This window comes from Sorangium sp. So ce367, from assembly GCF_051520455.1.
Lineage (GTDB): Bacteria > Myxococcota_A > Polyangia > Polyangiales > Polyangiaceae > Sorangium > Sorangium cellulosum_B.
Window position 1 is genome coordinate 5,660,724 of the sequence record NZ_CP150334.1, and the last position, 22,419, is coordinate 5,683,142.

A 22,419-nucleotide genomic window follows, 5' to 3' on the forward strand; every position below is an offset into this window, starting at 1 on the left:
CGCGGCGTTCCACGGCGACATATGGCTTTCGCCCTGGCCCGCGCCGCTGCGTCGCTGCGGCTCGGCCGCAAGCGGCGCCGCTCCCCGCCCGCAGCGGAGCGCGGCGCGCCCGGAGCGCCGCAACACCGCGATTTCGAGCCGTCTCCGGCCTCGCCGACGGGCGAGGCGCGCAGGCGTTCAGCCCGCCCGCGCGCGGTCATCGCGGTCTTCGCGCCGTTCCGGCGTCCGGCGCCGATGCCGCGGACAGGACCTTTCGCGCGAGCTTGGAAACGCCGATATCCAGCGCGCCCGGATCGAGCCACGCCGCCTTCTCGTAGGGGGAGGCAAGCTTTGCCCGGAAGCGCCAGGGGGCCGCCACCTCGGCGCGCGCCACCGTCACGTGGAGGCGCCGGTGCGTGAGGATGTGGCGCACGCGGCCGACCTCGCGGAGCGCCGCGTCACGTGTGACGCCCACCAGCTCCAGGAGTGCGCGGGCGTCCGCGAGCGAGCGCGCCTCGACCATGGGCGGCTCCCAGAGCCCGCCGAAGAGACCTCCCTCGGCGCGCCGGACGAAGAGCACGCGATCGCCTGACCGCACCACCGCGGCGACCATCGCGACCGCCGGGACGTCGCGTTTCGGGGCGATCACCGGCAGCTCCGCCTGCCGCCCCGTGGCGCGCGCGACGCACGCGCCGTCGACGGGGCAGGCATCGCAGCGGGGATTCCGGGGCGTGCACACGGTGGCGCCGAGCTCCATCAAGGCCTGGTTGAAGCGTCCGGGATGGACGTGGTCCGCCGAGCCCCGCACGAGGCGTTCGGCCGTGGACCAGAGCTTGCGCGTGCCCGAGGCGCTGCGGATGTCGTCGTCGATGCCCTCGATGCGGGAGAGCACCCGGGCGACGTTGCCGTCGACGAGCGGCACCGGCTGATCGTACGCGATGCTCGCGATCGCGCCCGCTGTGTATGCGCCGACGCCGGGCAGGGCGAGCAGCGCGGAGACGTCGCGAGGGAGCGCGCCGTCGTGGCGCGCGGTGACCTCGCGCGCGGCGAGGTGGAGCACGCGGGCGCGGCGGTAGTAACCGAGGCCGCTCCAGAGCGAGAGCACGTCGTCGATCTCGGCGGAGGCCAGGGCGAAGACCGTGGGGTAGCGGGCGAGGAAGCGCTCGTAGTACGGGATCACCGTCTCGACGCGGGTCTGCTGGAGCATCACCTCGCTCAGCCAGATCGCGTAGGGGTCGCGCGTCCTCCGCCACGGCAGGTCGCGCGCGACGCGGCTGAACCAGGCCCCGAGGGCGGCCGCGATCTCCCGGTCGCGCTCGCCCGGGTCCGGCGCGGCGGGCGGCGGGGCGGCCGCGCCCTGCTCACCGGACGAGGCGCGGCGGCGCGGGGAGCGCTGCCGCGCCTGATCATCCTCGCCCCCGCTCGCACGGCTGCGCGCGGGTCGCTGGTCTGCGCCCGCGCGCTTGCGCGCGGGTTGTTGCTGGTCTGCGCCCGCGCGCTTGCGCGCGGGTTGTTGCTGGTCTGCGCCCGCGCGCTTGCGCGCGGGTTGTTGCTGGTCTGCGCCCGCGCGCTTGCGCGCGGGTTGTTGCTGGTCTGCGCCCGCGCGCTTGCGCGCGGGCGGCCGGGACGTCGTGCTCACGCGCGAAAGGCCCTGCCTCTACGCTGTCGACGCGGATCGCCGAGGTCGCACGGATCGCTGAGGTTGCGCGGCTGCCGCTCGCGGTGCTCAGAAAACGCTTCCATCGCGCGGGACTCTAGCGCAAGAGCCGACCGCGGTGTCGTCCCGGCGCCCCTGCCCACCCCAGCTGCTCCCTCGGGCAGCGCGGCTCTGCGCCGCGCTGTTCCTCTGGCTCGTCGCGCCTGGGTGCCGCGACGAGCCGCGCCCCTGGGAGGGCAAGCCAGGCCCGGCGGTCGTGCTCTCGGCAGCGCCGCCGCACCCAGCCGCGACGATCGGGACCGGCGGGCTCGCGGACGCCGACGCGGGACAGGACGAGGGCGACGCCGGAGCACGCACGGATCTCGATCTGCCGGTCCTCCCGGTGCGCGTCGGAGGTCCCTGGGTACGCTGCTATGGGAACTTCAGGATCAGCGGCGATCCGCTGAAGGACGTGACGCGCCTGTCGCTGCTCTGCGGCCCGGAGAACGGCATGCGCCGGATCTCGCCGAAGCCGATCGAAGGGCAGGTGGCCGAAGGCGGCGCGATCGTCACGGAGAAGCTGCAGGCGGTCCGGGGCGCGTGTTACCGGGTGTTCGCCGTCGGCGGACCGGGGGTCCTCAACCTGGACGTCGCCGTGCGGAGCAGCCGCGGGGCGATGATCGCGAGCGACGGCACCGAGGACGCGTGGCCGATCGTCCAGCCGGATCGGCCCTTCTGCCCGCTCGAGGACGACAACGCCACCGTGGAGATCAGCGCCCGCCGCGGCAGTGGCCGGTTCGCAGCGGAGGTCTGGATGCTGAAGTCCTACAAACGAGCGCGCCAAGGTGATGCCGGCACGGAAGCGGGAGAGGACGAGACGTACGAAATGAGCAGCGAGACGGACGCCTACGAGGAGCTCTGAGCTGGCGCCGCCTCGACCATCGCCCGATCCACGGACATCGCGGGCGCACGGTTTCCGTCCGGGTCACTGCAGTGTCCGCTGCCGAGCGATCAAAGGCAGAGCTTTCTCGTCTGCCGGACGCGCGCGAAAGGCTCCCCATCGTCATCAAAATCCGGCAGATCCATGGACCATGGCGCGACGCCGGCACCCCGCACGCACCCCTGCATTGACGTGGCCGCCCCGTCCCGCTAGGGGAGCCCGAGCCATGGCCGACGACACCGAGCCGCTCCGCGAGGACGAAGGGGACAAGGTGGAAGGCGAAGGCGAGAAGAAACGCCTCTTCGAGCGCGCTATCCCCGAGATTTTCAAGCGCGTGGTCGAGCGCGCCGTCGAGAGCGGCATCGACAAGCTCAGCGAGGGGCCCGAGAACCTCCGACACTTCGTGGGCGACCTCAAGCTGCCCAAAGAGGTCCTCCACTACCTCTACACCCAGATCGACGAGACCAAGAACGGTCTCTACCGGGTCGTCGCGAAGGAGATCCGGGACGTGCTCGAGCACACCCAGTTTGCGGACGAGATCACGAAGGTGCTGACGAAGCTCTCCTTCGAGATCAAGACCGAGATCCGCTTCATTCCCAACGAAGCGGCCAAGAGAGACGACAGCCAGGACGAGCCGAGGACCGGGTTGCCGAAGCCGGAGGTCACCGCTCAGGTGAACGTCAAAGACCGAAGCAAAGAGACCGGGCGAGACCGGCGCCGTGAGGAGAAGTGACGACGAAAAAGCTTAGGACGGGCGGCGAAGTCGACGCCTGGTGCACCAAGTGCCGCCTCGATCTCACCCATCGCATCATCGCGATGGTCGGCGACGTGGTGAAGAAGGTCGAGTGCAAGACGTGCATGTCGCACCACCTCTACCGCCAGCCAAAGAGCGAGCGGGAGAACCGCGCGGCGGCGCGCGCCTCCGCTCGGAGCAGCAGCGAGCCGCGGGCGGCGTCAAGCTCGCCGCGCGGCGGCGGCGCGGAGCGCCTCACGGCCGCACAGCGCGCCGAGCGCGATCAGACGCTCGCGTGGGAACGCGCCATCGCGGGACAGCCGTCCGGGGCGTTCAAGCCGTACCGCATCACGCTGACCTTCGGCGAGGGCGAGCTGATCCACCACAGCAAGTTCGGCGACGGCGTGGTCGCGAAGGTCATCGATCGGGGAAAGATCGAGATCCTGTTCAAGGACGGCCCTCGGACGATGGCGCACGGGCAGCCGTAACGAGCGCCGCGGCGCTCGCTCGAATCCCGAAATTTGGGGCTGCCCGCGCGATCGGGTAACCTCGGTATCGCCTTGGACAACCCTTCGCCCCCTTCTGCGAGCGGGTCCCTGCGCAGGCGGCGATCCCGCGCTCGCTGGCCCGAGCGCGCGCTGCGTTGCGTGGCGATCTGCGCGATCGCCGTCGAGGCGCTCTGGTACGGCATCCACGAGGTCCGCGGCTTCGGCCCGGCCCTCGCCGACGGCGTGCGCGCCGTGGTCGGCCCTGCGCCTGTCGCGTGGGCCGAGGACGTGGCCTACGGCGTCGCCGATCGGCTGAACCGGGCCGTCTACCGCGACGCGGCCCCGAAGACCTTCTGGGAGCCCCCGCCCGCCGCCGCCGCGGAGGCCCTGAAGAGCGCTGATGGCCCGGAGGCGGAGACGGTCACGTCGCCCGCCTCGTTCCAGCCGCCCTTCCCCGAGGTCGCGGCCACCGGTGACGGCGTCTGGACGCCGATCGCCGACAGCGCCGCCCGGCCCGGCGAGGCGCAGGTGCTCTGGAAGAGCGTCGTGCACCCCGACCCGAAGCGCGTGTTCGCGGCCATCGCGGTGGTGGCGATCGATCTCGGGCGCGTCGACCTCCGGCTGGTCGCGGGCACGAAGGAGCCGTTCTCGCCGGACATCCCGGCAGAGCGACGCCCTGGCCTCGTGCCGGGAGGCCACGCCGCGGAGCTCGTCGCCGCCTTCAACGGGGGCTTCAAGGCGATGCACGGCCACTACGGGATGATGCTCGACGGCGACACGTTCCTTCTGCCGCGCGACAGGGCGTGCACGATCGCGCTCTACCGCAGCGGCGCGGTGCGGATCCGAACCTGGCCCGAGCTGCGCGACGGGGAGGCCCGCATGGCCGCGTACCGGCAGACGCCGCCTTGCCTGGTCGAGCAGGGCGAGCTCCACCACGCGCTGTACGACTCGAACCGGGACTGGGGCGCGACGGTGAGCGGCGAGACGGTGATCCGGCGCTCGGCGCTCGGCGTCGACGCGACGGGCAAGCTGCTCTTCTACGGGCTCGGCGAGGCCGTCACGGCCCGCAGCCTCGCCCGCGGGATGAAGGCCGCGGGCGCGCACGACGTGGCGGAGCTCGACGTCAACCACGCCTACCCGCGCTTCCTCCTGTACGGTCGCGGCGCGGACGGAGCGGGTCCACGCGCCAGCTCGGCGCTGATCCCGGACGTGCAGTTCAAGCCCGAGGAGTACGTCGCGGAGCCGGCGCAGCGCGACTTCTTCTACCTGCGACGCCGTCGGCCGTCGGCGCCGCTCGGGATCGCCGATCCGGCGCCCGAAAGCGACGCCCTCGAGCGCGGCGGGCGGTGACCACCGGCCCTCGCCGCGCCCGGGAGAGCGCGCGTCGCTAACGGCGATCGAGCACCTCGCGCAGGCGGTGCGCGAGGGTCTCGGGGGTGAACGGCTTCTGCAGCAGCGCGAGCTCGCGATCGGGCTCGGCGCCCGCGAGGACGTCCTCGGCGTAGCCGGAGATGTACAGCACACGCGCGCGCGGGTGGATCGCGACGGCGCGCTCGGCGAGCTCGCGGCCGTTCATGCCCGGCATCACGAGATCGGTGAGCAGGAGATCCACCGCGTCTTCCCCGTCCCGCGCGAGCATCGCCAGCGCTTCCTCACCGCTCGCGGCCGAGAGCACGCCGTAGCCGCGCCGCTCGAGCACATCGACGATGAGCTTGCGGACGGCGTCGTCGTCCTCGACGACGAGCACCGTCTCGTCGCCGCCCGCCGGCGACGGCCGCGCCCGAGCGGGCGCCACCTCGGCGCGCTCCTCGACGCGCGGGAGGTAGACGCGGAACGTCGTGCCGCGCCCGAGCTCGCTCTCGACCTCGATGAGCCCGCCGCTCTGGCTCACGATCCCGTACACCGTGGCGAGGCCCAGCCCCGTGCCCTTGCCTCGCGCCTTCGTCGTGAAGAACGGCTCGAACAGGTGCGAGAGCGTGTCGTGATCCATCCCGTTGCCGCTGTCGGTCACCGAGAGCACGACGTAGGGGGGGCCTCCAGCGGCGGGCGCGTCGTCGTCGTCGCGCTCCGCTGGCGCGAAGGACCTCGCCGCTGGGCTCTCGCCAGGCTCGCCCAGGGAGGTCTCGACGACGAGCTTGCCGCCCCTCGGCATCGCGTCGCGCGCGTTCACGACGAGGTTCAGGACGACCTGCTCCAGCTGGCTCTTGTCGACCTTGATCGAGCCGAGATCCCGGCCGACGTTCGTCTGCAGATCGATGTCCTCGCCGATGAGGCGCTGCAGCATCGTCTGCATGTCGAGCACGACCGCGTTGACGTCGAGCACCTCGCGCTGCAGGGCCTTGCGGCGGCTCATCGCGAGGAGCTGCCGCGTGAGCGCCGCGGCGCGCTCCCCGGCCTTCGTGACCTGGAGGGCGTCGCGCCGCAGCGCGCTGTCGGGCCCGAGGCGGCGAATGAGGAGCTCGCCGTAGCCGAGCATCACCATGAGCATGTTGTTGAAGTCGTGGGCGATGCCGCCGGCCAGCCGGCCGAGCGCCTCCATCTTCTGCGACTCGCGCGAGCGCTCCTCGCGCTGCCGGAGCGCCTCCTCGGTGCGCCGCCGCTCGGTGATGTCGCGGACGAGGACGAGGACGTGCCCCTCGAGGAACGGCATCACCCGCGCCTCGACGTGCCGCTCTCCGCCGGCGCTCGCGACGGCGTGCTCGAGCGCGACCACGGCGCCCGCCTCGTGAGCCTCCTGGCTCGCGCGCTCGAGCCGCTCCCCGAGCTCCAGGGGGAGCACCTCGGTCATGCGCTTGCCCGACAGCGCCTCCGCCGCGACGTGGAGCTCGGAGAGCCGCGGCTGGTTGTAGTCGACGATCTGCAGCTCGGCGTCGAGGCGGAAGCAGAGATCGGGGATGGCCTGAAATAGCGCGCGGAGCTCGCCCGCGGCGCGCGCGCCCTCCCGCTCGGCGCGCCACCGCTCGATGCTCTGCCCGATCTGGCTGCCCACGGACGCAAGGACGCGGAGCAGCTGCTCGTCGCCGCGGTGCGGGGCGCGGCTCCTCAGCTCGATCACCCCGGCGACGCGGGGGCCGCACGGGATCGGGACGGCGCACGCCGCGCGCTCCCAGCCCGGCGCGCGCGCGGCATGCTCGACGACGTCGACGACGCCGCCCACGCTGGCGCGGAACACCGGCGCGCCGCGCCGGAAGGCGTCGCCGACGAGATCGGACTCGGCGGCGAGGCTCGACCCCTCGCGGAGCACCTCCGCGAGCGCCTCGCGATCGCCGTGCGCCGCCGACCGGGCCGCGACGCAGCGGAGCGCGCTCGCTCTCGCCGCGGACCGCGGCGCGTCGCCCGCGGCGCTCGGCTCCGGCTCCGCGAGCCAGAGCGCGGCGACGTCCCAGCCGAGGTGGTCGAGCAGCGCGGCGAGCACGCGCGGAGCAGCCTCCGCGAGCGAGGCCGCCTCGCACAGCGCGCTCGTCGTCGCGAGGTGCGCGGCCAGCCGGGCCTCGGCCTGATGGACCTCGGCCAGGCCGCCTGGCGCTGCACCGGCGTGGACCTGTCCCTCGGGATCGAGATCGTCGTGTGGCACGTGAAGCCGCGGAGCCCCCATGCGCTCAGCCGCCGGTCTTCTCTGCGGCGCCGCTATCGAGGTGGACCGTCCAGCAGACGGCGCCAGAGGCCGGCTCACCGCCGGGCGGCCCCACGCTGATCTCCGCGCGGGCCGGCCCGACGGCCCGGACATAGAGCCGCTGTCCGACGGCGCCGCGCCCGAGCGCGCAGACCGCGCGGCGCACGCGCGGATCGTCCGCCGCGACCTCCCCCTCATCGTCGGCGGCCATGAACAGGAGCTCGACCTCGGGCTTCAAGCAAGCGCCGACCTCCCGCCAGACGTCGTAGTCGACGGACGGATCCAGGACGTCCGCGAGCTGCCCGTGGCGGGCGCGCCCGACGCGGTAGCGGAACGCGTCGCGCTTCTCCGCGCGGAGCGTGGCCCCGATCCGATCGAACCGGAGCGACAGCGCGCCGAGCGCGGCCGCCATCTTCACGGTGGGGGCGCCCAGGTTGGCCTTGTCCGGCTCCTTGAAGCGGTGCACCTGCACGCCCGCCGGCAGCACGCCTGCGAGCAGCTCCGCGAAGCGCTGGTTCATCCCGAGGCGCCCGCCGAGCAGGATCCTGAGCCCCTGGTAAGGATCCGGCTCGCGCCCGATCTTCGCCACCGCGCCCTCGAGGTGCCGGCGGACCACATCGACCCCGTCCCGGAACCACGCGTCGAGCGCGCCGCCCAGCGCGCCGCGGTCGATCGAGAGCGGCACGACGACCGGCTCCCCGTCGAGCCCGACCAGCGAGAGCCGCTCCGCGACCGTCGCGCTCGGCCCCCCCTCGAGGAGAGGCCGCAGCAGCTCCTTGAGCGCCCACGCATTGGCGCGCCCATCGGGGGACGGAGCGAGCAGGCCTTCCGCGCCGTCGATCGGCTCCTCCTCGGGCGGGCGCTCGAAGGGGATCCGGCGATCGCGCATCGCGGCCTGGCTGGACGAGTACACCCTGTAGGCGATCCGGTGGAGGAGCCGCTCGCCTCCGAGCCAGGGGATCGCCGTGGGCTCGAGGTACTCGACCATCCGCTCCAGCCCCTGGGCGGCCTCGTGCGCCTTCGCGCTCCGCAGGATGCCGAAGGCGAGCCCCGCCTCGCTGGCCCCGGCGTCGATGACGCAGAACGGGACGCCGCCGTCCCGCGGCTGGATCCCGAACATCCGGAACGCCTGGACCGCATAGGCGATCGCGGACGGACCTGCGTCGACGACCTGCAGGCCGTCGAGGTCGTGGTACTCGCAGAGGCCCGCGGGCAGGCTCCGGAACATGCCGCGGCGGAAGGCGACGAGAACGCTCTCGCGGCGCTCGGGCGACCAGCCCGTCGGCATCGTGATCGCGTAGCGCGTGGAGAGCCCCCGCGAGCGCTGGTTCAGGTGCAGGCCGACGTAGTACGCGTAGAGCTCCAGCGGATCGAACGGGTCGTGCGCGCCGATCCCTTCCTCGTCGATGATGGGCGGCGCCGGCTTCTTAAGCGCCTCGGTCGTGTCGGGGTCGCTCCTGCCCCGGAGGCGGAACGGCTCGCCGCGCTCGGTCCGCTCGCGCAGGAGCGGGAGGGCCGGCAGGGAGGCCGCGGCGCGCTCGTGGACGTCGGCGCCCGCCCGGACGCGCATGTCGCGCGCTGCGTGCCCCACGAGCACGTCGCCCCAGCGCGTCATGGGCAGGATCACCCGATCGCGCCAGGCCTTCGTCGTCCGGGCCAGCGCCTCGAACGCCACCTCGCTCGGGTTCTCGTTGTCGGCAGACACCCGGATCGGCGCGTCGGCGCCGATCCGGACGAACTCGGCGCCCCCGCGCTCGCCCCGGACGGCGACGACCGTCGACGCCGCGCCGACGTCCACGGCGACCCAGTCGGCGCGCACGTCGAGCCGCGGATCGCGCCGCTTCACCTCCGGCGGGATCGGATCCTTGTCGGTCTTTCCAGTGCGGCGGTGCAGCCCGACCACGCGGCCCTGTCGGAGGATGGCGATGGACGTCGCGCCGAGGAAGCGCGCGCCGGTCCAGAAGCCCTGCGCGGGATCGACCAGCGTCGTCCCCTTCACCGGATCGAGGTTCGCGACGACCTTCGGGAAGAAGTCCGCGATCTGCTCCGGCGAGGCCACGCCGTCGTAGCGCTCGACCTTGATCGGCGGCGAGTAGTAGTTCTGGAGCCCTTCACCGTAGATGCGCGGACTGACCTGGATCAGCTTCAGATAGGGGATCGGGCAAGTCTGCTCGTCCAGGCGGAACTCCTGGTAGAGCGCGGTCGGGGCGATCGTGTTCTCCATCTCGGGCGCGATGCGAGGCACGCTCGCGCTCATCTCGGTGCCGAAGTACATGAACTTCGTGCCGGCGCCCCCGGTGAAGGCGGCAATCCTGACCTCGTTGAACGTCGCCTGCCCGACGATGAGCGGCGGTAACGCGATCACGTAATCGAGCACCAGCGTCGTGAGCCAAGGTTGGTCGAAGAGGCGCGATTCCCAGCGCATGACGAGCGTCGGGAACGCGCGGCCCTCGAGGGAGACGATCTTCTCCGCCTCGCGGACCAGCGCACCATCGACGGACAGCTCGTAAACCGGCATACGTGGGCGACGTTATCACGAAGATCCCCTGCGCCGGCCCGGGGATCGCGGCAGCGGGGCGTTCGTTGTCAGGCGCTCCGGCGCTCCGGCGCTCCGGCGCTCCGGCGCTCAGGCGGCCGCGCGCCGACGCCATCGATCCTCGTTCCTCGTGTGGGGCGTCCACGCCGCACGGCGGCGGTTGAAGGCGACGCCCCTCGTCGCCCTGCGAGGGCGTAGGCCGGCCTCGGGCGACCGTGCTAGCCTGGCGGCGTGATTTGCTTCTCCGGACCGGGAACGCTGTCATGAATCCGTTGGTCGGCGAGATCATCGACGGCAAGTACCGGATCGTCCGGCTGCTCGGCCAGGGGGGCATGGGCGCGGTCTTCGAAGGCGAGAACCTGCGCATCCGGCGCCGCGTCGCCATCAAGCTGCTGCACGCGAACATCTCGAGCCAGGCCGAGTCCGTCGCGCGCTTCGAGCGCGAGGCCCAGGCCGCGGCGCGCATCGGCTCCGATCACATCTGCGAGGTGCTCGACCTCGGCGTGCTGCCGGACGGCACGCGGTACATGGTCATGGAGTACCTCGAGGGAGAGACCCTCGGGGCCAAGATCGAGCGGATGGGACGGCTCGGGCCGGAGCTCACCGTGCCGATCATGGTGCAGGTGCTCGAGGCGCTCGGCGCCGCGCACGCCGCGGGGATCATCCACCGCGATCTCAAGCCCGACAACATCTTCGTCATCCCGTCGAAGGCCGGCCTCAGCAACTTCGTGAAGGTGCTCGATTTCGGCGTCTCGAAGTTCTCGCAGCTCGCCGGCTCGGAGATGAGCATGACGCGCACGGGCGCGGTGGTCGGGACGCCGTACTACATGTCGCCGGAGCAGGCGCGCGGCTCCAGCCCCGTGGATCAGCGGACCGACATCTACGCCATGGGCGTTCTGCTCTTTCAGGCGACGACCGGGCAGGTGCCGTTCGATGCGGCGACCTTCAACGAGCTGCTCTTCAAGATCGTGCTCGAGCCGGCCCCCCTGCCCCAGCAGCTCGTGCCCGACCTCGACGCCGAGTTCTCCGGGATCATCCAGAAGGCGATGGCGCGCGAGCCGGGGAGCCGCTTCCAGAGCTGCGCGGAGTTCAAGAACGCGCTCCTCGCCTGGGCCGCAGCGCGGCCCAGCCTGGCCTTGCTGACCACGGGGCGGACGTCCTTCCCCCGGCTGTCGCTCCCGTCCCAGCCCGAGACGGCCACCCCTCCGCCCACCCGCACCGAGACGCCGTGGGGTGGCCAGAATGCGCCGGCCATGCCCGGCATGGGCCAGACGCCGCAGCTGACCGCGAATTCGTGGGGCGCCTCGTCAGGGGTCACGGGCCGCTCGACGCGCCCGCCGTCCAGGATGCCGCTCCTCGCCGCGATCGCCGGGGCGGTCAGCTTGTTGGGCGCGGGTGTCGCCGTCTGGCTCGCCTTCGGACACAGCGGGACGACGGGCGCGGCGACCGCGGATCCGAGCGCGGTCGGCGCGACGGCCATCCCGGCGCCCACGCCCCCGCCGCCCACGCCGCCGACCGCCCCGCCGACCGAGCCAATCGTCACCGCGAGCGCCACGGCCACAGGGCCCGCTCCGCCCGTCACCGCCGAGCCCGTCGCGGCGCCGACGGCCTCCTCGGCCCAGGTGAAGCCGCTCCCGCCGCGCCCACAGCCTCCTCAGACGAAGCCGTTGCCCGTCACGAAGCCGCCGCAGACGACGCCGTCGACGAAGCCGAGCACCTCGCCCCAGAAGCCGCAAAAGCCGGGGGTACCGGGCGACTTCGGCTACTGACGCCGGCGCCACGCAGAGCGATCGGATCAGAACGCGCCGCGCACCCCGAGCCCGGTCGGCGTTACGTAGGGGGCGATCCAGGCCGAGCTCGAGGGCTCCGGCTTGGACGTCAGCTCCAGTACGAGCAGCGTCACGCCGCCGGCGAGCAGCACGCCGCCCCCGATGAGGCCGACCGCACCGATCGTCTGCTGTGACGCAGCATTGGCGTCGAGCGACTTGATCTGGGCCTGGATCGCCGGGCTGCACTCCCCGCCGGCAACGCTCTGCGATTCGCACCCACGCTCGGCGCTGAGGTCGTTCGCTTCTTTCTGCGTCCCGCTGCTCTTGGCCAGGAACACCGAGCCCACCACGACACCGCCGAGCCCGAGCGCCGTGGCCGCGATGCCTCCGCCCAGCATCGCCGCGTTCGTCTTTCGCTCCGAAGTGCCAGGCGGGGCGACAGGGGGGACCTCGGTCTGCCCACCGCCCCAGGTGCCCTGCCCTTCGACCGAGCCTCCCGGCGGGGGGACCACGGCCGGGCCTTCCGGGACCGGGATCTTCAGCTCCTTCCGCTCGCCGTCGCCGATGGTGACCCCCTGCTCGATCGGCGCGAGGCCCGGCGGAACCACGGTGACCACGTGATTCCCCGGATCGATCGGGCGATGCACGCCGAGCAGCGCGTCCGCGACCGGCTGGCCGTCCAGCTTCACGCCGATCTTCCGGCCGGCGGCGCCCTCCAGCGCGATGCGCAGCGACGCGATCCTGGGATCGATCGCGGCGAGCTCCTCCCTCGCGTCCTGCTGCGCCCTCTTGAAGGGAGACGGCGCGGTGGGCGGGAGCTCCTCGCGGACGATCCTCAGGTAGGTCTCCTTCGCAGCGACGAGCCGACCGAGGCGCACCTGTGCGCGCGCCGTCAGCAGGAGGTGCGTCGGAGCGTGCACGAGCGCCTCGGCGCGACCCAACAGATCGATCGCCTCCTCGAAGCGGCCGGACGTGAACGCTTCGGCGCCCTGCGTGGCCAGCGACCGGGCCGCTGCTCTGTCCTGGTCCGACTGCGCAAGTGCCTCGCCTGTCGGGAGCAGCAGGAACAGCGCCGCAGCGAACGGAACGCATCGTCTCAAGAGCACTCAGGCCTCCTCGCGCGCCACGCTATCACACGCCGTCGACAACGGAACAAATCAGCCCTCGCGGCGCCGCTGCCCGGGCGGAGGCGGGGTTTTCCCGGGCGAAATGCGCGCGGCGCGCGGTCCGCTCGGAGCCGCGCCGCGAGCGCCGGCGCAGGGCGCCCGCGGCGCGGCCGCGCCCGACGCTCCGTGTCGCGGCCGCTGTGAACCGTCCGCACAGCGCGATGGCACCCATTCTGCTGCGTGGAACGCGCCATGGATTGCCTCCGCGCCTCCGCGCCCCTCGACGCGGGACTCCCGTCCTCGGAGCGATTCCTCAGGGGACGCCTTCTCGGGGGGCGGTACCTCGTCGAGCAGATGATCGGCGCCGGCGCGATGGGGCGCGTCTACCGCGCGCGGCACCTCGGGCTCGGGCGCGCGTGCGCGGTGAAGGTCATCCACGAGCGCGTCGCCGCGCCGCGCGTGGGCGGCAGAGCGAGCCACCGCGTCTGCACGACGCGCGTCGCGGCGTCGCCGCGCGGAGAGGGCGCCGGCCACCGAGGATCGAGCGGCATGAGCGAGAGGTCGCGCTCCGACGAGAGGTCGCGCTCCGGCGGCGTCCGCGCCGGAGACGCGGTGCTGAGGTTCCACGTCGAAGCGCTGGCGGCGAGCCGGCTCGATCACCCGAACATCGTGCGCGTCCTCGATTTCGGCTGCGAGCCGGTGACTCTACACGGCGCGCCCGGCGCGACCTCTGGCGGCCACGAGGCGGCCCCGCCCAGCCTCTGGTACCTGGTCACCGAGCACCTCGACGGCGAGGACCTCATCGACCTCCTGAACGCCACGCCGATCCTGCCCCCGGAGCGCATCGTCTCGATCATGCGCCAGCTGTGCTCCGCGCTGCAGCACGCGCACGACGCGGGCGTCATCCACCGCGACGTCAAGCCCGAGAACATCCGCCTTGTGCCCCGCATCGACGACGACGGGGCGCCGTTCGAGCAGGTGAAGCTCCTCGACTTCGGGACGGCAAAGCTGATCCACGACGACCGGTCCGGCGCGTTCGGCGGCTCGCCCCTGCTCCCCGTACCCGACGAGGACGGCGGCAGGCTCGTCATCGGGACCCCCGCCTACATGAGCCCGGAGCAAGCCGCAGGGCAGCGTGTCGATGCGCGGAGCGACGTCTACGCGTGCGGCGTGCTGCTCTTCGAGATGGCGACAGGGCGGCTCCCCTTCGAGCGCCCGACGCCCGTCGCGCTCGCCGCCGCGCACGTCGAGTCCCCGCCGCCCCGACCGAGCGCGCTCCATCCGGCGTTCGATCCGGATCTCGAGGCGCTGATCCTCCAGTGCCTGCGCAAAAATCCAGACGATCGCCCGCAGAGCGCGCGCGCGCTGCGCGAGGCGCTCGGGTACATCGCGCTTCGCCGGGCGCGCTCCGCCGCCGACGAGCACGCCGCGCTCAGCCGCTCTCCGCGCCCGTCGGAGGGCGCGCGCCAAGCGACGGCGTCCTCGTCGCCCTGGAGGTCCTCCGCGGAGGACGCCGCCACGGCGCGCTCCGCGGGAGCCTCGACATGGGTGGGCCATCGCTCGCCGTCTCTGCCAGAGAGCGCGCACCTCGATCGGCCCTGCTCTCCGCCGACCACGCGGCGAGACGACTCGCCCGCTCCAACGTGGGTCGGCCATCGCTCCACGCCTTGCCCCCCGGCCGCGCTCGTCGAGGCGGCCTCGCCCCCGGCGCCGGACGGCGCGCCGCCGGTGGACGCGGCACCCCCGCCCTCCGAGGCGTCGCCTCCCGCGCACGCTCCGGCCAGCGCCCAGCGCACTCCGACGCTCGAGCCGCTCTTCTTGCTTCGAGCGCACCGATCCAGCGGATCGCGGAGCCTGGTCGCGCTGCGCCGACGTCGGCGCGGGCGTCTCGCTCCGGTCGTGATCGGCACCGTCGCTGCCACGGTGCTCGGCGGATCGCTGTGCCTGCTCTTCAACGCTGCAAGCGCCGCGCTCGCCACGCTCACCTCGCCATCGCCAGAGCGCGGCGGCGAGGCGCCCCCGACCGCCGAGGGGCGCGCATCGCCGGTGCGCGCCCCGGAGCCGGACCCCAGCTGCCCTGCGGGACCGCCACGGTGAACGCCCCAGCCGGGCCGCACGCCGGGTCCGCGGCGCTGCTCGTGTGCGCGCGTTGCGGGCGCGGGTGCGCACCGGGACACGGCGGGCCAACGGGCCCGGGTGACGCGCCAGCGCCTGCCGACGCGACGCCCGGATCGAGCTCGGAGCGATCGAGGAACGACAACAAGCAGACCGACGGCGAGGGCTGAGGCGCGCGCGGTGCGAACGAAGCGCTCACCCCGCGCCCCGAGCGCGCCGAGCGCGCCGCGAACCTCGATCTCGCGCGCGCCGCTGCGCGCCGATGTACAGCCGATGCCCAGCGCAGCGCGCCCGATGGCGACGCAGTTCACGCTGGCCACCGGGTCTCCGCTTCATGGCGGTGCGAACGGAGCTCACCGCGCGCGGCACGTCGTCTGCAGACGCTGAGCCGGACGAAACGCTGGACGCTGGCCTCCACATCGACGCGGGAGGACGGGCCTCGGCGTCACGCGGTGTCGAGAGGAGCGAACCATGTCCGTGCTGTTGTGGATCCTGTTTGGCCTCATCGTCGGCGTCATCGCCAAGCTGCTGACCCCTGGCCGCGACCCGGGTGGCTTCGTGGTCACAGCGCTGCTGGGCGTGGCCGGCTCCTTGCTCGGCGGCTTCGTCGGCAGGGCGCTGGGGCTCTATCCGTCGTATCAGTCGAGCGGCGGCTTCTTCACGTCGATCCTGGGCGCCATCGTCATCCTCGCCATCTACAACGCGACGATCGGCCGGCGAGCGACGAGGCCCTGATCGCTCCCGCCCTCGACGGGCTCGCCCCGCCGCGAGGCAGAGAGCCGCCCGAGCAGCGCGGCGGCAGGCACCACGCGGGCCGGCGCGGCGCGGCGATCCAGACGGAAATCGAGCGCTACCTCCGGCGGCAGCGGCCGGATGGCGCCCGCGCCAAAGCAGCGGTGATAGACGAGATCGTCCGGCCCCGCGCCCCGCCCGCCGAGCTGGTGGCTCCACCACCGCGAGTAGACGGTAGGGCGTTCGGGATCGATCGAGAGCAGATCCGAGCGCTCGAGCTGCACCTCGCCGTGATCACCGCGGTCCGCTGCGCCGTGCTTGGCGGTGAGCTGCCCCCCCTCGCCGACGCTGTAGACGATCCTGAACCCCTCGACATCGCCCTTGCCGTAGACGGCGCGCTGGACTCCCGGAGCGAAGAGCAGCGCGTGCGTGTAGACGAGGTCCACCGCGAGCGCGGGCAGCACGGTCCAGGTCAGCCAGTTGTTGCCCCACGGCCGTTCCTCCGAGAAGAACGCGTAATACCCGACGGAGACCTCGCCGTGCTCTCCGACCGAGCTGCGGTAGTACAGGACGTCGCCGAGCTCGCCCGCGCTCGCGACCGTCGATCCGACACAGATCGGCTGCCGCTCGATGGCCGCGCCGAGCTCCGTCGGCTCCGCCGGCGCACCGGCGACCGGGCACGGCACCGCGCTTCTGCTCGTGAAGCTCGCGAGGAACGGGACAGCCAGCGCAGCGATCGGGAGGGAACGACTCAGGAGATTCCGGACGGGCATCAGGCCGGACAAGGCTAGCGAGCCCGTCGCTATCCGCGCCAACACCAACGGCCGTTCGCGTTCGACGCCTCACGACCGCGGCGCCGAATGGAGATCTCCCAGGTCTAGCGGCGCTCCGCGGCGCCGGCGTCGGAGCGCTCATCCGTCGCGGGGCGCGCCGCGGCTCGCCGGCGCAACGCCGCCGTCGAAGGCGCCGATCGCCCTGCCCGCGAGCGCCCCTGCGGCGAAGGTCACCGCCGCGATCACGAGCCAGGGCAGGAGCCGAACGCGCCGCAGCGGGCGCGCGTCCCTCCAGTGGGGCGTGACGGCGCTCCTGGCCTCGCTGCGCTCGCTCCCTCCTTCCGGCGCAGAGGGGTGTGCGTCTGTCCCGCGCAGCGTTGGCGTCACCTCGCCGCGATCGTCCCCTGAGCGGCCCGCGGCGATCCGCCGCGCGCCCGTGCGCCCGCGAGACCCGACGGACCTCCGGCAGCCCCGCACGAGCAGCGACCGGTGCCGATCGCGCCCGCTCGCGACCTCGCGCACGAGCGCGGCGATCTCCTGACCCGCGAGCAGCCCGCGCTCGCTCGAGCTCGGCTCGTCGCCGCCGCTCGGCGCTCGGCGCAGCGAGGCGAGCACCTCGGCGAGCGCCTCTTCCATCTGCGCCGCGGTCTCGAAGCGGCCCTCGGGATCGCGCGCGAGCGCGCGCCGGATCGCCTCCTCGAGCAGCGCCGGGCACGCGGGGCGGAGCGGCGCGATCGCCGGCACCTCGCCGGAGAGCACCGCGCCCATCGTCGCGCCGTCGTCCTTGCGGTGGAAGAGGCGACGCGCCGTCAGCAGCTCGAAGAGGATCACGCCGACCGCGAAGAGATCGGCCCGCGCGTCGACCCTCTGCCCGCGCAGCTGCTCGGGCGCCACATAGCCGAGCTTTCCCTTCACCGTGCCGCCGCCGCTCGACGGGGCCGCGTCGTCGGACGAGCCCGGGGAGCCGAAGGGGCCGGCCTCCTCCATGCCGCTCATCGCCGTCATCTGCGCGACGCCGAAGTCGATGAGCTTGATCTCACCCTCGAGCGAGAGGAGCACGTTCTGCGGGCTCACGTCGCGGTGCACGAGGCCGACGAGCTTCCCGCCATCGTCGCGGAGCCCGTGCGCGTGCCCGAGCGCCCGCAGCACGCCCAGGCCGATCTCGATGGCCGCCTCGAGCGGGAACGGCCGCCCCTCCGCGAAGAGAGAGCGCGCGGCGGCGGCCAGATCGCAGCCCGGGACGTACTCGATCACGAGGTGATGGCGTCCTTCGTGAACGACGAAGTCGTGGAACCGGATCACGTTGGGGTGCTGGAGCCGGGCGCTGATCCAGGCCTCCCAGAGGAACATCCGCACGATCGACGGATCTCGCCTCGCCTCGGGGCGAAGACGCTTCACGACGACGGGGTGGGCGATACCTGCCGGCCCGCGCCGGCACGCGAGGAACAGCTCCGCCATGCCGCCTGCCGACAGGCGCGCGAGCAACGCATAGCCGCCGTCGCCCATGGGCAGGTCCATCTCTCGATATCTCCACGGCAGCCCTGCCGCGCCGCCCTCGCTTCGCGCCGGCATCCCGAACGCACGAAGCGAGGACGGCCGCCGCGCCATCCACTGCCGGAGTCGCCCCACCCCGGCCAGCCCCCGGACTTGCCCGCGCCGCCACATCGCGCCTTCGCTATTCACGCTGCATGCCACGGAAAGTGCCGCGGCAGCGTCACCTCCGAGCCATGGGCATCGCGCGGTTCTGCGTCGATCCCGCCGGATGAGAGCGCATGTCGGCAGCCTTGGAGACCCACGGCGAGCGCTGCTCCCGGCGGAAAATGCGGAAAACTCGATGGCCCCGCGTTCCACACAGCGGCGCAGAAGAGCGCGCAGCGTCGGGCCCGCCCGCGATGGAACGCAGGTCAAGCCGCGGTGGCGGGTGAGGCGCGGACGCGGCGCGCGAGCAGCGCGCGCAGCTCGCGGAAGGAGACGACGCGCAACGCGAGGAGGAGGACGGCGTAGACAGCAACGCCCACCGCGATCGACGCCCACATGCCGGCGAGGACGCGCGCGACGTAGGCCGCGGTGACCATGACCGCCGTCGCGGCGAGGACCGCGAGGATGCGGCCGAGCTCCACGACGTGGGCCCAGCGCGCGGAGATCCCCCACGACGCGATCAGCGCGCCGGCGCTCACGGCCAGCGTCGCGCACGCGGCGCCCATGGCGCGGTAGCGCGGCAGGAGGAGCAGGTTCAGCGCGACGTCGGCGACGAGCGCCAGCGCGAGCAGCTTCACCATCGCGACCTCGCGCTTCGCCGCGAGCAGCGGCAGCGTCACGACCTGGAACGCGAACGTCACGGGGACGCAGCACGCGAGGATCCGGAGGACGTCGGCCGCCGGGGCGTAGTCGCCCGCCCCTCCGTAGACGAGCTGGATGACGTCTGGCGCGAGCAGGAAGATGCCGGCGGCGACGGGCAGCCCGAAGAGCGCGGCGACGAGCATGCAACCGCCGTAAAGGCGCCCGAACGCGTCGCGATCCTGGGCGTAGAGGCGCATGCCCGCCGCGAAGGCGGCGCCGAGCAGGACGTCGGGGAGCATCCTGAAGTTCTCGCTCAGCACCAAGGCGGCGCTGTAGACCCCGACGGCTTGCTCGTCGCAGAGGGCGCGGAGCATGACGCGGTCGATCTGGAGCAGCGCGCTCGAGAGCGCCCCGAGCGCGCCGATCGGCAGGCTGCGCTTCGCGATCTGCCAGAGCTCGGCGGGCGGCGTCGTGAGCTCGGGCCGGTAGAGGCGGGCGCGGAGATAATGCGAGGTGATGGCGAGCTCCAGCACGTTGCCGAGCAGGAACGCCACGGCCGCTGCGACGACGCCGAAGCCGAGCGCGAGCAAGGCCGCCGAGAGCGCGATGACGAACAGCCGCGCGCCGAGCTCCGCGTACAGGATGTACTGGAACCGCTCGTGGGCCTCGAACGAGAGCCACATGGTCGAGTAGAGCAGCGTCGCCAGCTGGGAAGCCGCGGCGAGCACGATGAGCTGCGCGCCGAGCCCCGAGCGCGTCGCCAGCACGACGGCCACGGTCGCGCCGAGCACCACCGTCCCGGTCACGCCCCGGATGGCGAGCGCTGCGCCGAGGTGACGCGGCCCGAGCTCGGGCTTCACGGCGACCTCCCGGGCCAGGTATCCCCTCACCCCGACGCCGGCGGCGATCGTCACGATCCCCGCGATCGCGAGCGACGCCTGGAACTCCCCCCAGGCGGCGACCCCCACCTTCCGCGCGAGATAGCCGACGAACACGACGCCAAGGACGGCCATGATCGCCTGCTTCAGGAGCATCAGCGCCGCGTTCAGCGCGATGCGCCGGCCATCCTTCATGAACACCTCCCGGTGTCCCCATGCTGTCGGGCGCCGCTGTCCGCGCAGCGGGACCGGCCCCGATTCGAGCGTCGTGCGCCCCCAGAGCGCGTCCGTCTCGCGCAGCGAGCGCTGCCCGACGGCGCGAGCGCAGGCGCTCGCTCAGCGAGCGCCGTCGCCCGAGCTCGGCACGAAGCGCAAGCGCCGTCCGATAGGCCGTTCGCTCACAAAGTGCCGTTTGAAACGGCGCTCCAACGCGAGACGTCCTTCAACCTCGAAGCACCCGAGGTGCAGGAGGATCGCCAGCGCAAAAGGGGGTCGGCGATCCTCGGAGCGGGACACGGGATTCGAACCCGCGACCCTCAGCTTGGGAAGCTGATGCTCTACCAACTGAGCTAGTCCCGCGCGAGGTGGAGGAAGCTTCTACCGAATCCGGGGCCGCTTCGCAACCCCTTCATTTCGTTTTCGATCCCGACGTCTTCACGTCTTCGCGTTTTCAACGTCTTCGCCCGGTTCGACCGGAGGCGGGGCTCGGCGCCCTCTCCAAGCCGCGCCCGGCCCAGCCGCGCAGCTACCGGCGCGCGCGCGCGCGGAGCGCCGGCGCGCCGAGCGTCTCGCCCGGCAGCGGCGAGCGCACGCGGATGGCGCTGTCGCAGTCGCTGGTCGCCGCCGCGATCGCGCTGGAGATCTCGATCGTGCCCGCGTCCGGCGGGATCCAGGGCAGCTGGTGCAGGACGGGCCTGTCCGGCGGCAGCCAGCGCAGGCTCCGCGTGACAAGCACGACCGGGTGGTTGCTGTCCACGAGCTCGCTCGCGAGGCGCGCACCGCCGAGCGGGGCCGGCGGAAGATCCAGGCAGACGAGGCATGCGTCGAACCGTTCGGTCGCCGACGCGAGCAGGGCGTCGTCGATCGACGAAGCGTCCACGATCTCGACGTTCGTCAGCGCACCCTCGATCGCGCGGGCGAGCGCGTCGCAGGTCGCGGCGCGGGCGTCGTGCGCAAGCAGGATCCTGAAGCCGCGCACCGAGCGCGGCCCAGGCCGGCGGGCCTCGACGACCTGCAACCTGCCCGAGGGCGGCGTCTCGCGCTCACGAGGTGCACGTCGAACGGTCATGGACTCCCCTTCCTCAGCTACATCAGGGCAACCGTGCCCCAGACTAACACCCCTTGAGCTCAAACTGATCAACCTTTATATGAGGGCGCGCTTCTTTCCTCGTCGCCGGTTCTCGGTTCTCGTTCGTCTCGGTTCTCGTTCGTCTCGGTTCTCGTTGGTCTCGGTTCTCGTTCGCCGCGTCTCGTTCGCCGCGTCTCGTTCGCGGTTCGCAGCCGCGGCGCCCGCAAGCACGCCGCGATGCGGCATGCCAGCAAGGTCTACGGAAACATCTACGAAGGACGGTCACGCATGAGTCGGTTTCTCATCTCCACTCCTTGCGAGTGCCAGGCAAGCCTGTCAGCCACCCTGGACGAGCACCGGCACGTCACCGCCGGGTGGGCCACCCGGAGTCCCCGCGGCCGGTCGGCCGCCGGTGAAGCCGACAAGGAGCTCGCGCCAGCGCACAGCATCAACGCTCACCTCGACCGGTTCGACGTGGCGTGGTTGTGCCCCTACTGCGGGCGCAACACGCTCCGCACCTTCGATGCGGGCGCCATGAGGCGGCTGCCTGCGGCGAGCGCCTCGCCTGCGGCAGGGCTCGTTCCTCCCGGCACCACCTCCTCGCCGTGAGGCCCGCGACGCGCCGCGACCTCCTCGGTCCGCGCGTCGAGCAGATCCATCCGCCGCGCGCCTGAGCCTGGGCAGGCGCCGTGCGATCGCGGCCGCGCGGCCCCGCGCGGCGCTGCTGCGCAGCATCTCCCGCGCAAGCACCAGCGTCCGGGCGCGACCGCTTCATGGCCCCTCAACCCGCCGCGCTCCGGGCCCATTCCCACCCTGTCGACGATCAGCGCCGGCGCGCTCCGGAGCGCGCCGCTGTCCCGCTCAGCTGCCTTTTCCCGCCTGCGACGTGCCCATTGTGCCGAAGACCCAGTCCCAGAGCGGCGACGACACGCCCCACCGGGCATTTTCTCCCGTGTGGTGATGGACCATGTGATGACGCTTGATCCACTTCCCCCAGCGCGAGCTCATCCGGAAGTGATGAATGGCATAGTGCGTACCGTCGTATGCCAGGTATCCGAGGCCGAAGCCGATGAACAGCGGATCCGCCGGAACAGGGCCACAGACGACGCGAAACAGCGTGTAGAACGCGATGCCGAGGGGGATGCTCGCGCCGAGCGGCATCACCAGCCGGTCCGCATCTTGCGGGAAATCATGGTGCACCCCGTGGAGAACGAAATGCATCCGGCGCTGCCATAGGCGCGGCCCGACGTAGTGAAACACGTATCGGTGCAGGACATACTCGGCGAACGTCCATAGAAACAGGCCGACCAGCACGAGCCCGAGCCCGGTCAGGAGGCCGACACCATGCCGGGCGGCGCGCACGCCCAGATAGCCGTAGACCGGCAGCCAGAAGACGAACGGTGTGATCGGATGGATCCGCGAAAACCGCTCGATGAGCGGCGTCTCGAACATTTGGCATGTCGCTGGACGCGCGGTGCGCTCGGTGGAGGTGACGGTCATCGTGCACCCCTGGTACCGCATTTATCCATTGTCGGCCAGCGGTAGGCCGGCGC

At 72.5% G+C, this 22,419-nt stretch carries 17 protein-coding genes and 1 tRNA gene; 8 read left to right on the plus strand and 10 right to left on the minus strand.

Annotation, left to right across the window (positions count from 1 at the left end; genetic code table 11):
• Positions 1-196: 196 nt before the first annotated feature.
• Positions 197-1,618 carry an A/G-specific adenine glycosylase gene (gene mutY, locus WME97_RS21585; RefSeq protein WP_437554494.1) on the minus strand — a complete coding sequence of 474 codons (1,422 nt, stop codon included), beginning with the start codon at positions 1,616-1,618 and terminating at the stop codon, positions 197-199.
• Positions 1,619-1,754: 136 nt separating this feature from the next.
• On the opposite strand from mutY, the gene WME97_RS21590 reads away from it, so the two are divergent.
• From WME97_RS21590 to WME97_RS21605, 4 genes are all read left to right on the plus strand, one after another.
• Positions 1,755-2,537: a hypothetical protein gene (locus tag WME97_RS21590; RefSeq protein WP_437554496.1), complete on the plus strand. Its 783-nt coding sequence runs from the start codon at positions 1,755-1,757 to the stop codon at positions 2,535-2,537.
• 244 nt (positions 2,538-2,781) lie between these two features.
• Entirely contained in the window at positions 2,782-3,288 is a 507-nt protein-coding gene (locus WME97_RS21595; protein WP_012236567.1) for a hypothetical protein, read from the plus strand.
• Positions 3,285-3,776 carry a hypothetical protein gene (locus tag WME97_RS21600; RefSeq protein WP_437554498.1) on the plus strand — a complete coding sequence of 164 codons (492 nt, stop codon included), beginning with the start codon at positions 3,285-3,287 and terminating at the stop codon, positions 3,774-3,776. Before WME97_RS21595 ends, WME97_RS21600 begins: the two co-directional genes overlap by 4 nt.
• A 159-nt stretch (positions 3,777-3,935) precedes the next feature.
• Positions 3,936-5,126, plus strand: a complete 1,191-nt coding sequence (locus tag WME97_RS21605) for a phosphodiester glycosidase family protein (protein ID WP_437554500.1) — start codon at positions 3,936-3,938, stop codon at positions 5,124-5,126.
• A 37-nt stretch (positions 5,127-5,163) separates the two neighbouring features.
• On the opposite strand, the gene WME97_RS21610 is transcribed toward WME97_RS21605, so the two are convergent.
• Both WME97_RS21610 and WME97_RS21615 read right to left on the minus strand, forming a co-directional pair.
• Positions 5,164-7,350 (minus strand): ATP-binding protein, encoded by a 2,187-nt coding sequence (locus tag WME97_RS21610; RefSeq protein ID WP_437554502.1) that lies wholly within the window; start codon positions 7,348-7,350, stop codon positions 5,164-5,166.
• A 25-nt stretch (positions 7,351-7,375) separates the two neighbouring features.
• The gene (locus WME97_RS21615; RefSeq protein ID WP_437554504.1) at positions 7,376-9,907 is read right to left on the minus strand and encodes a hypothetical protein; all 2,532 of its coding nucleotides are present in this window, start codon (positions 9,905-9,907) and stop codon (positions 7,376-7,378) included.
• A gap of 281 nt (positions 9,908-10,188) precedes the next feature.
• Between WME97_RS21615 and WME97_RS21620 the strand changes: the two genes are divergently transcribed.
• Positions 10,189-11,694: a protein kinase domain-containing protein gene (locus WME97_RS21620; protein WP_437554506.1), complete on the plus strand. Its 1,506-nt coding sequence runs from the start codon at positions 10,189-10,191 to the stop codon at positions 11,692-11,694.
• A 26-nt stretch (positions 11,695-11,720) separates the two neighbouring features.
• On the opposite strand, the gene WME97_RS21625 is transcribed toward WME97_RS21620, so the two are convergent.
• On the minus strand, positions 11,721-12,800 hold the full coding sequence (locus WME97_RS21625; RefSeq protein ID WP_437554508.1) for a hypothetical protein: 1,080 nt from the start codon (positions 12,798-12,800) through the stop codon (positions 11,721-11,723).
• Between the two features lie 252 nt (positions 12,801-13,052).
• Here WME97_RS21625 and WME97_RS21630 point away from each other — a divergent pair, with 252 nt between their 5' ends.
• On the plus strand, positions 13,053-14,897 hold the full coding sequence (locus WME97_RS21630; protein ID WP_437554510.1) for a protein kinase domain-containing protein: 1,845 nt from the start codon (positions 13,053-13,055) through the stop codon (positions 14,895-14,897).
• A gap of 489 nt (positions 14,898-15,386) precedes the next feature.
• Entirely contained in the window at positions 15,387-15,650 is a 264-nt protein-coding gene (locus WME97_RS21635) for a GlsB/YeaQ/YmgE family stress response membrane protein (protein ID WP_437538714.1), read from the plus strand.
• Here WME97_RS21635 and WME97_RS21640 read toward each other — a convergent pair.
• The 5 genes from WME97_RS21640 to WME97_RS21660 all read right to left on the minus strand — a co-directional run bounded on the left by WME97_RS21640 (position 15,611) and on the right by WME97_RS21660 (position 20,866).
• The gene (locus WME97_RS21640) at positions 15,611-16,420 is read right to left on the minus strand and encodes a hypothetical protein (RefSeq protein ID WP_437554511.1); all 810 of its coding nucleotides are present in this window, start codon (positions 16,418-16,420) and stop codon (positions 15,611-15,613) included. The genes WME97_RS21635 and WME97_RS21640 overlap by 40 nt on opposite strands.
• Positions 16,421-16,558: 138 nt before the next feature.
• The gene (locus WME97_RS21645) at positions 16,559-17,938 is read right to left on the minus strand and encodes a serine/threonine-protein kinase (RefSeq protein ID WP_437554513.1); all 1,380 of its coding nucleotides are present in this window, start codon (positions 17,936-17,938) and stop codon (positions 16,559-16,561) included.
• Between the two features lie 386 nt (positions 17,939-18,324).
• Positions 18,325-19,773: a flippase gene (locus WME97_RS21650; protein WP_437554515.1), complete on the minus strand. Its 1,449-nt coding sequence runs from the start codon at positions 19,771-19,773 to the stop codon at positions 18,325-18,327.
• 311 nt (positions 19,774-20,084) lie between these two features.
• Positions 20,085-20,157, minus strand: a tRNA-Gly gene (locus WME97_RS21655).
• Positions 20,158-20,323: 166 nt separating this feature from the next.
• Entirely contained in the window at positions 20,324-20,866 is a 543-nt protein-coding gene (locus WME97_RS21660) for a hypothetical protein (protein ID WP_437554517.1), read from the minus strand.
• Between the two features lie 288 nt (positions 20,867-21,154).
• On the opposite strand from WME97_RS21660, the gene WME97_RS21665 reads away from it, so the two are divergent.
• Positions 21,155-21,475 carry a hypothetical protein gene (locus WME97_RS21665; RefSeq protein ID WP_012236580.1) on the plus strand — a complete coding sequence of 107 codons (321 nt, stop codon included), beginning with the start codon at positions 21,155-21,157 and terminating at the stop codon, positions 21,473-21,475.
• Between the two features lie 252 nt (positions 21,476-21,727).
• On the opposite strand, the gene WME97_RS21670 is transcribed toward WME97_RS21665, so the two are convergent.
• On the minus strand, positions 21,728-22,366 hold the full coding sequence (locus WME97_RS21670) for a sterol desaturase family protein (protein WP_437554519.1): 639 nt from the start codon (positions 22,364-22,366) through the stop codon (positions 21,728-21,730).
• Positions 22,367-22,419: the final 53 nt, after the last annotated feature.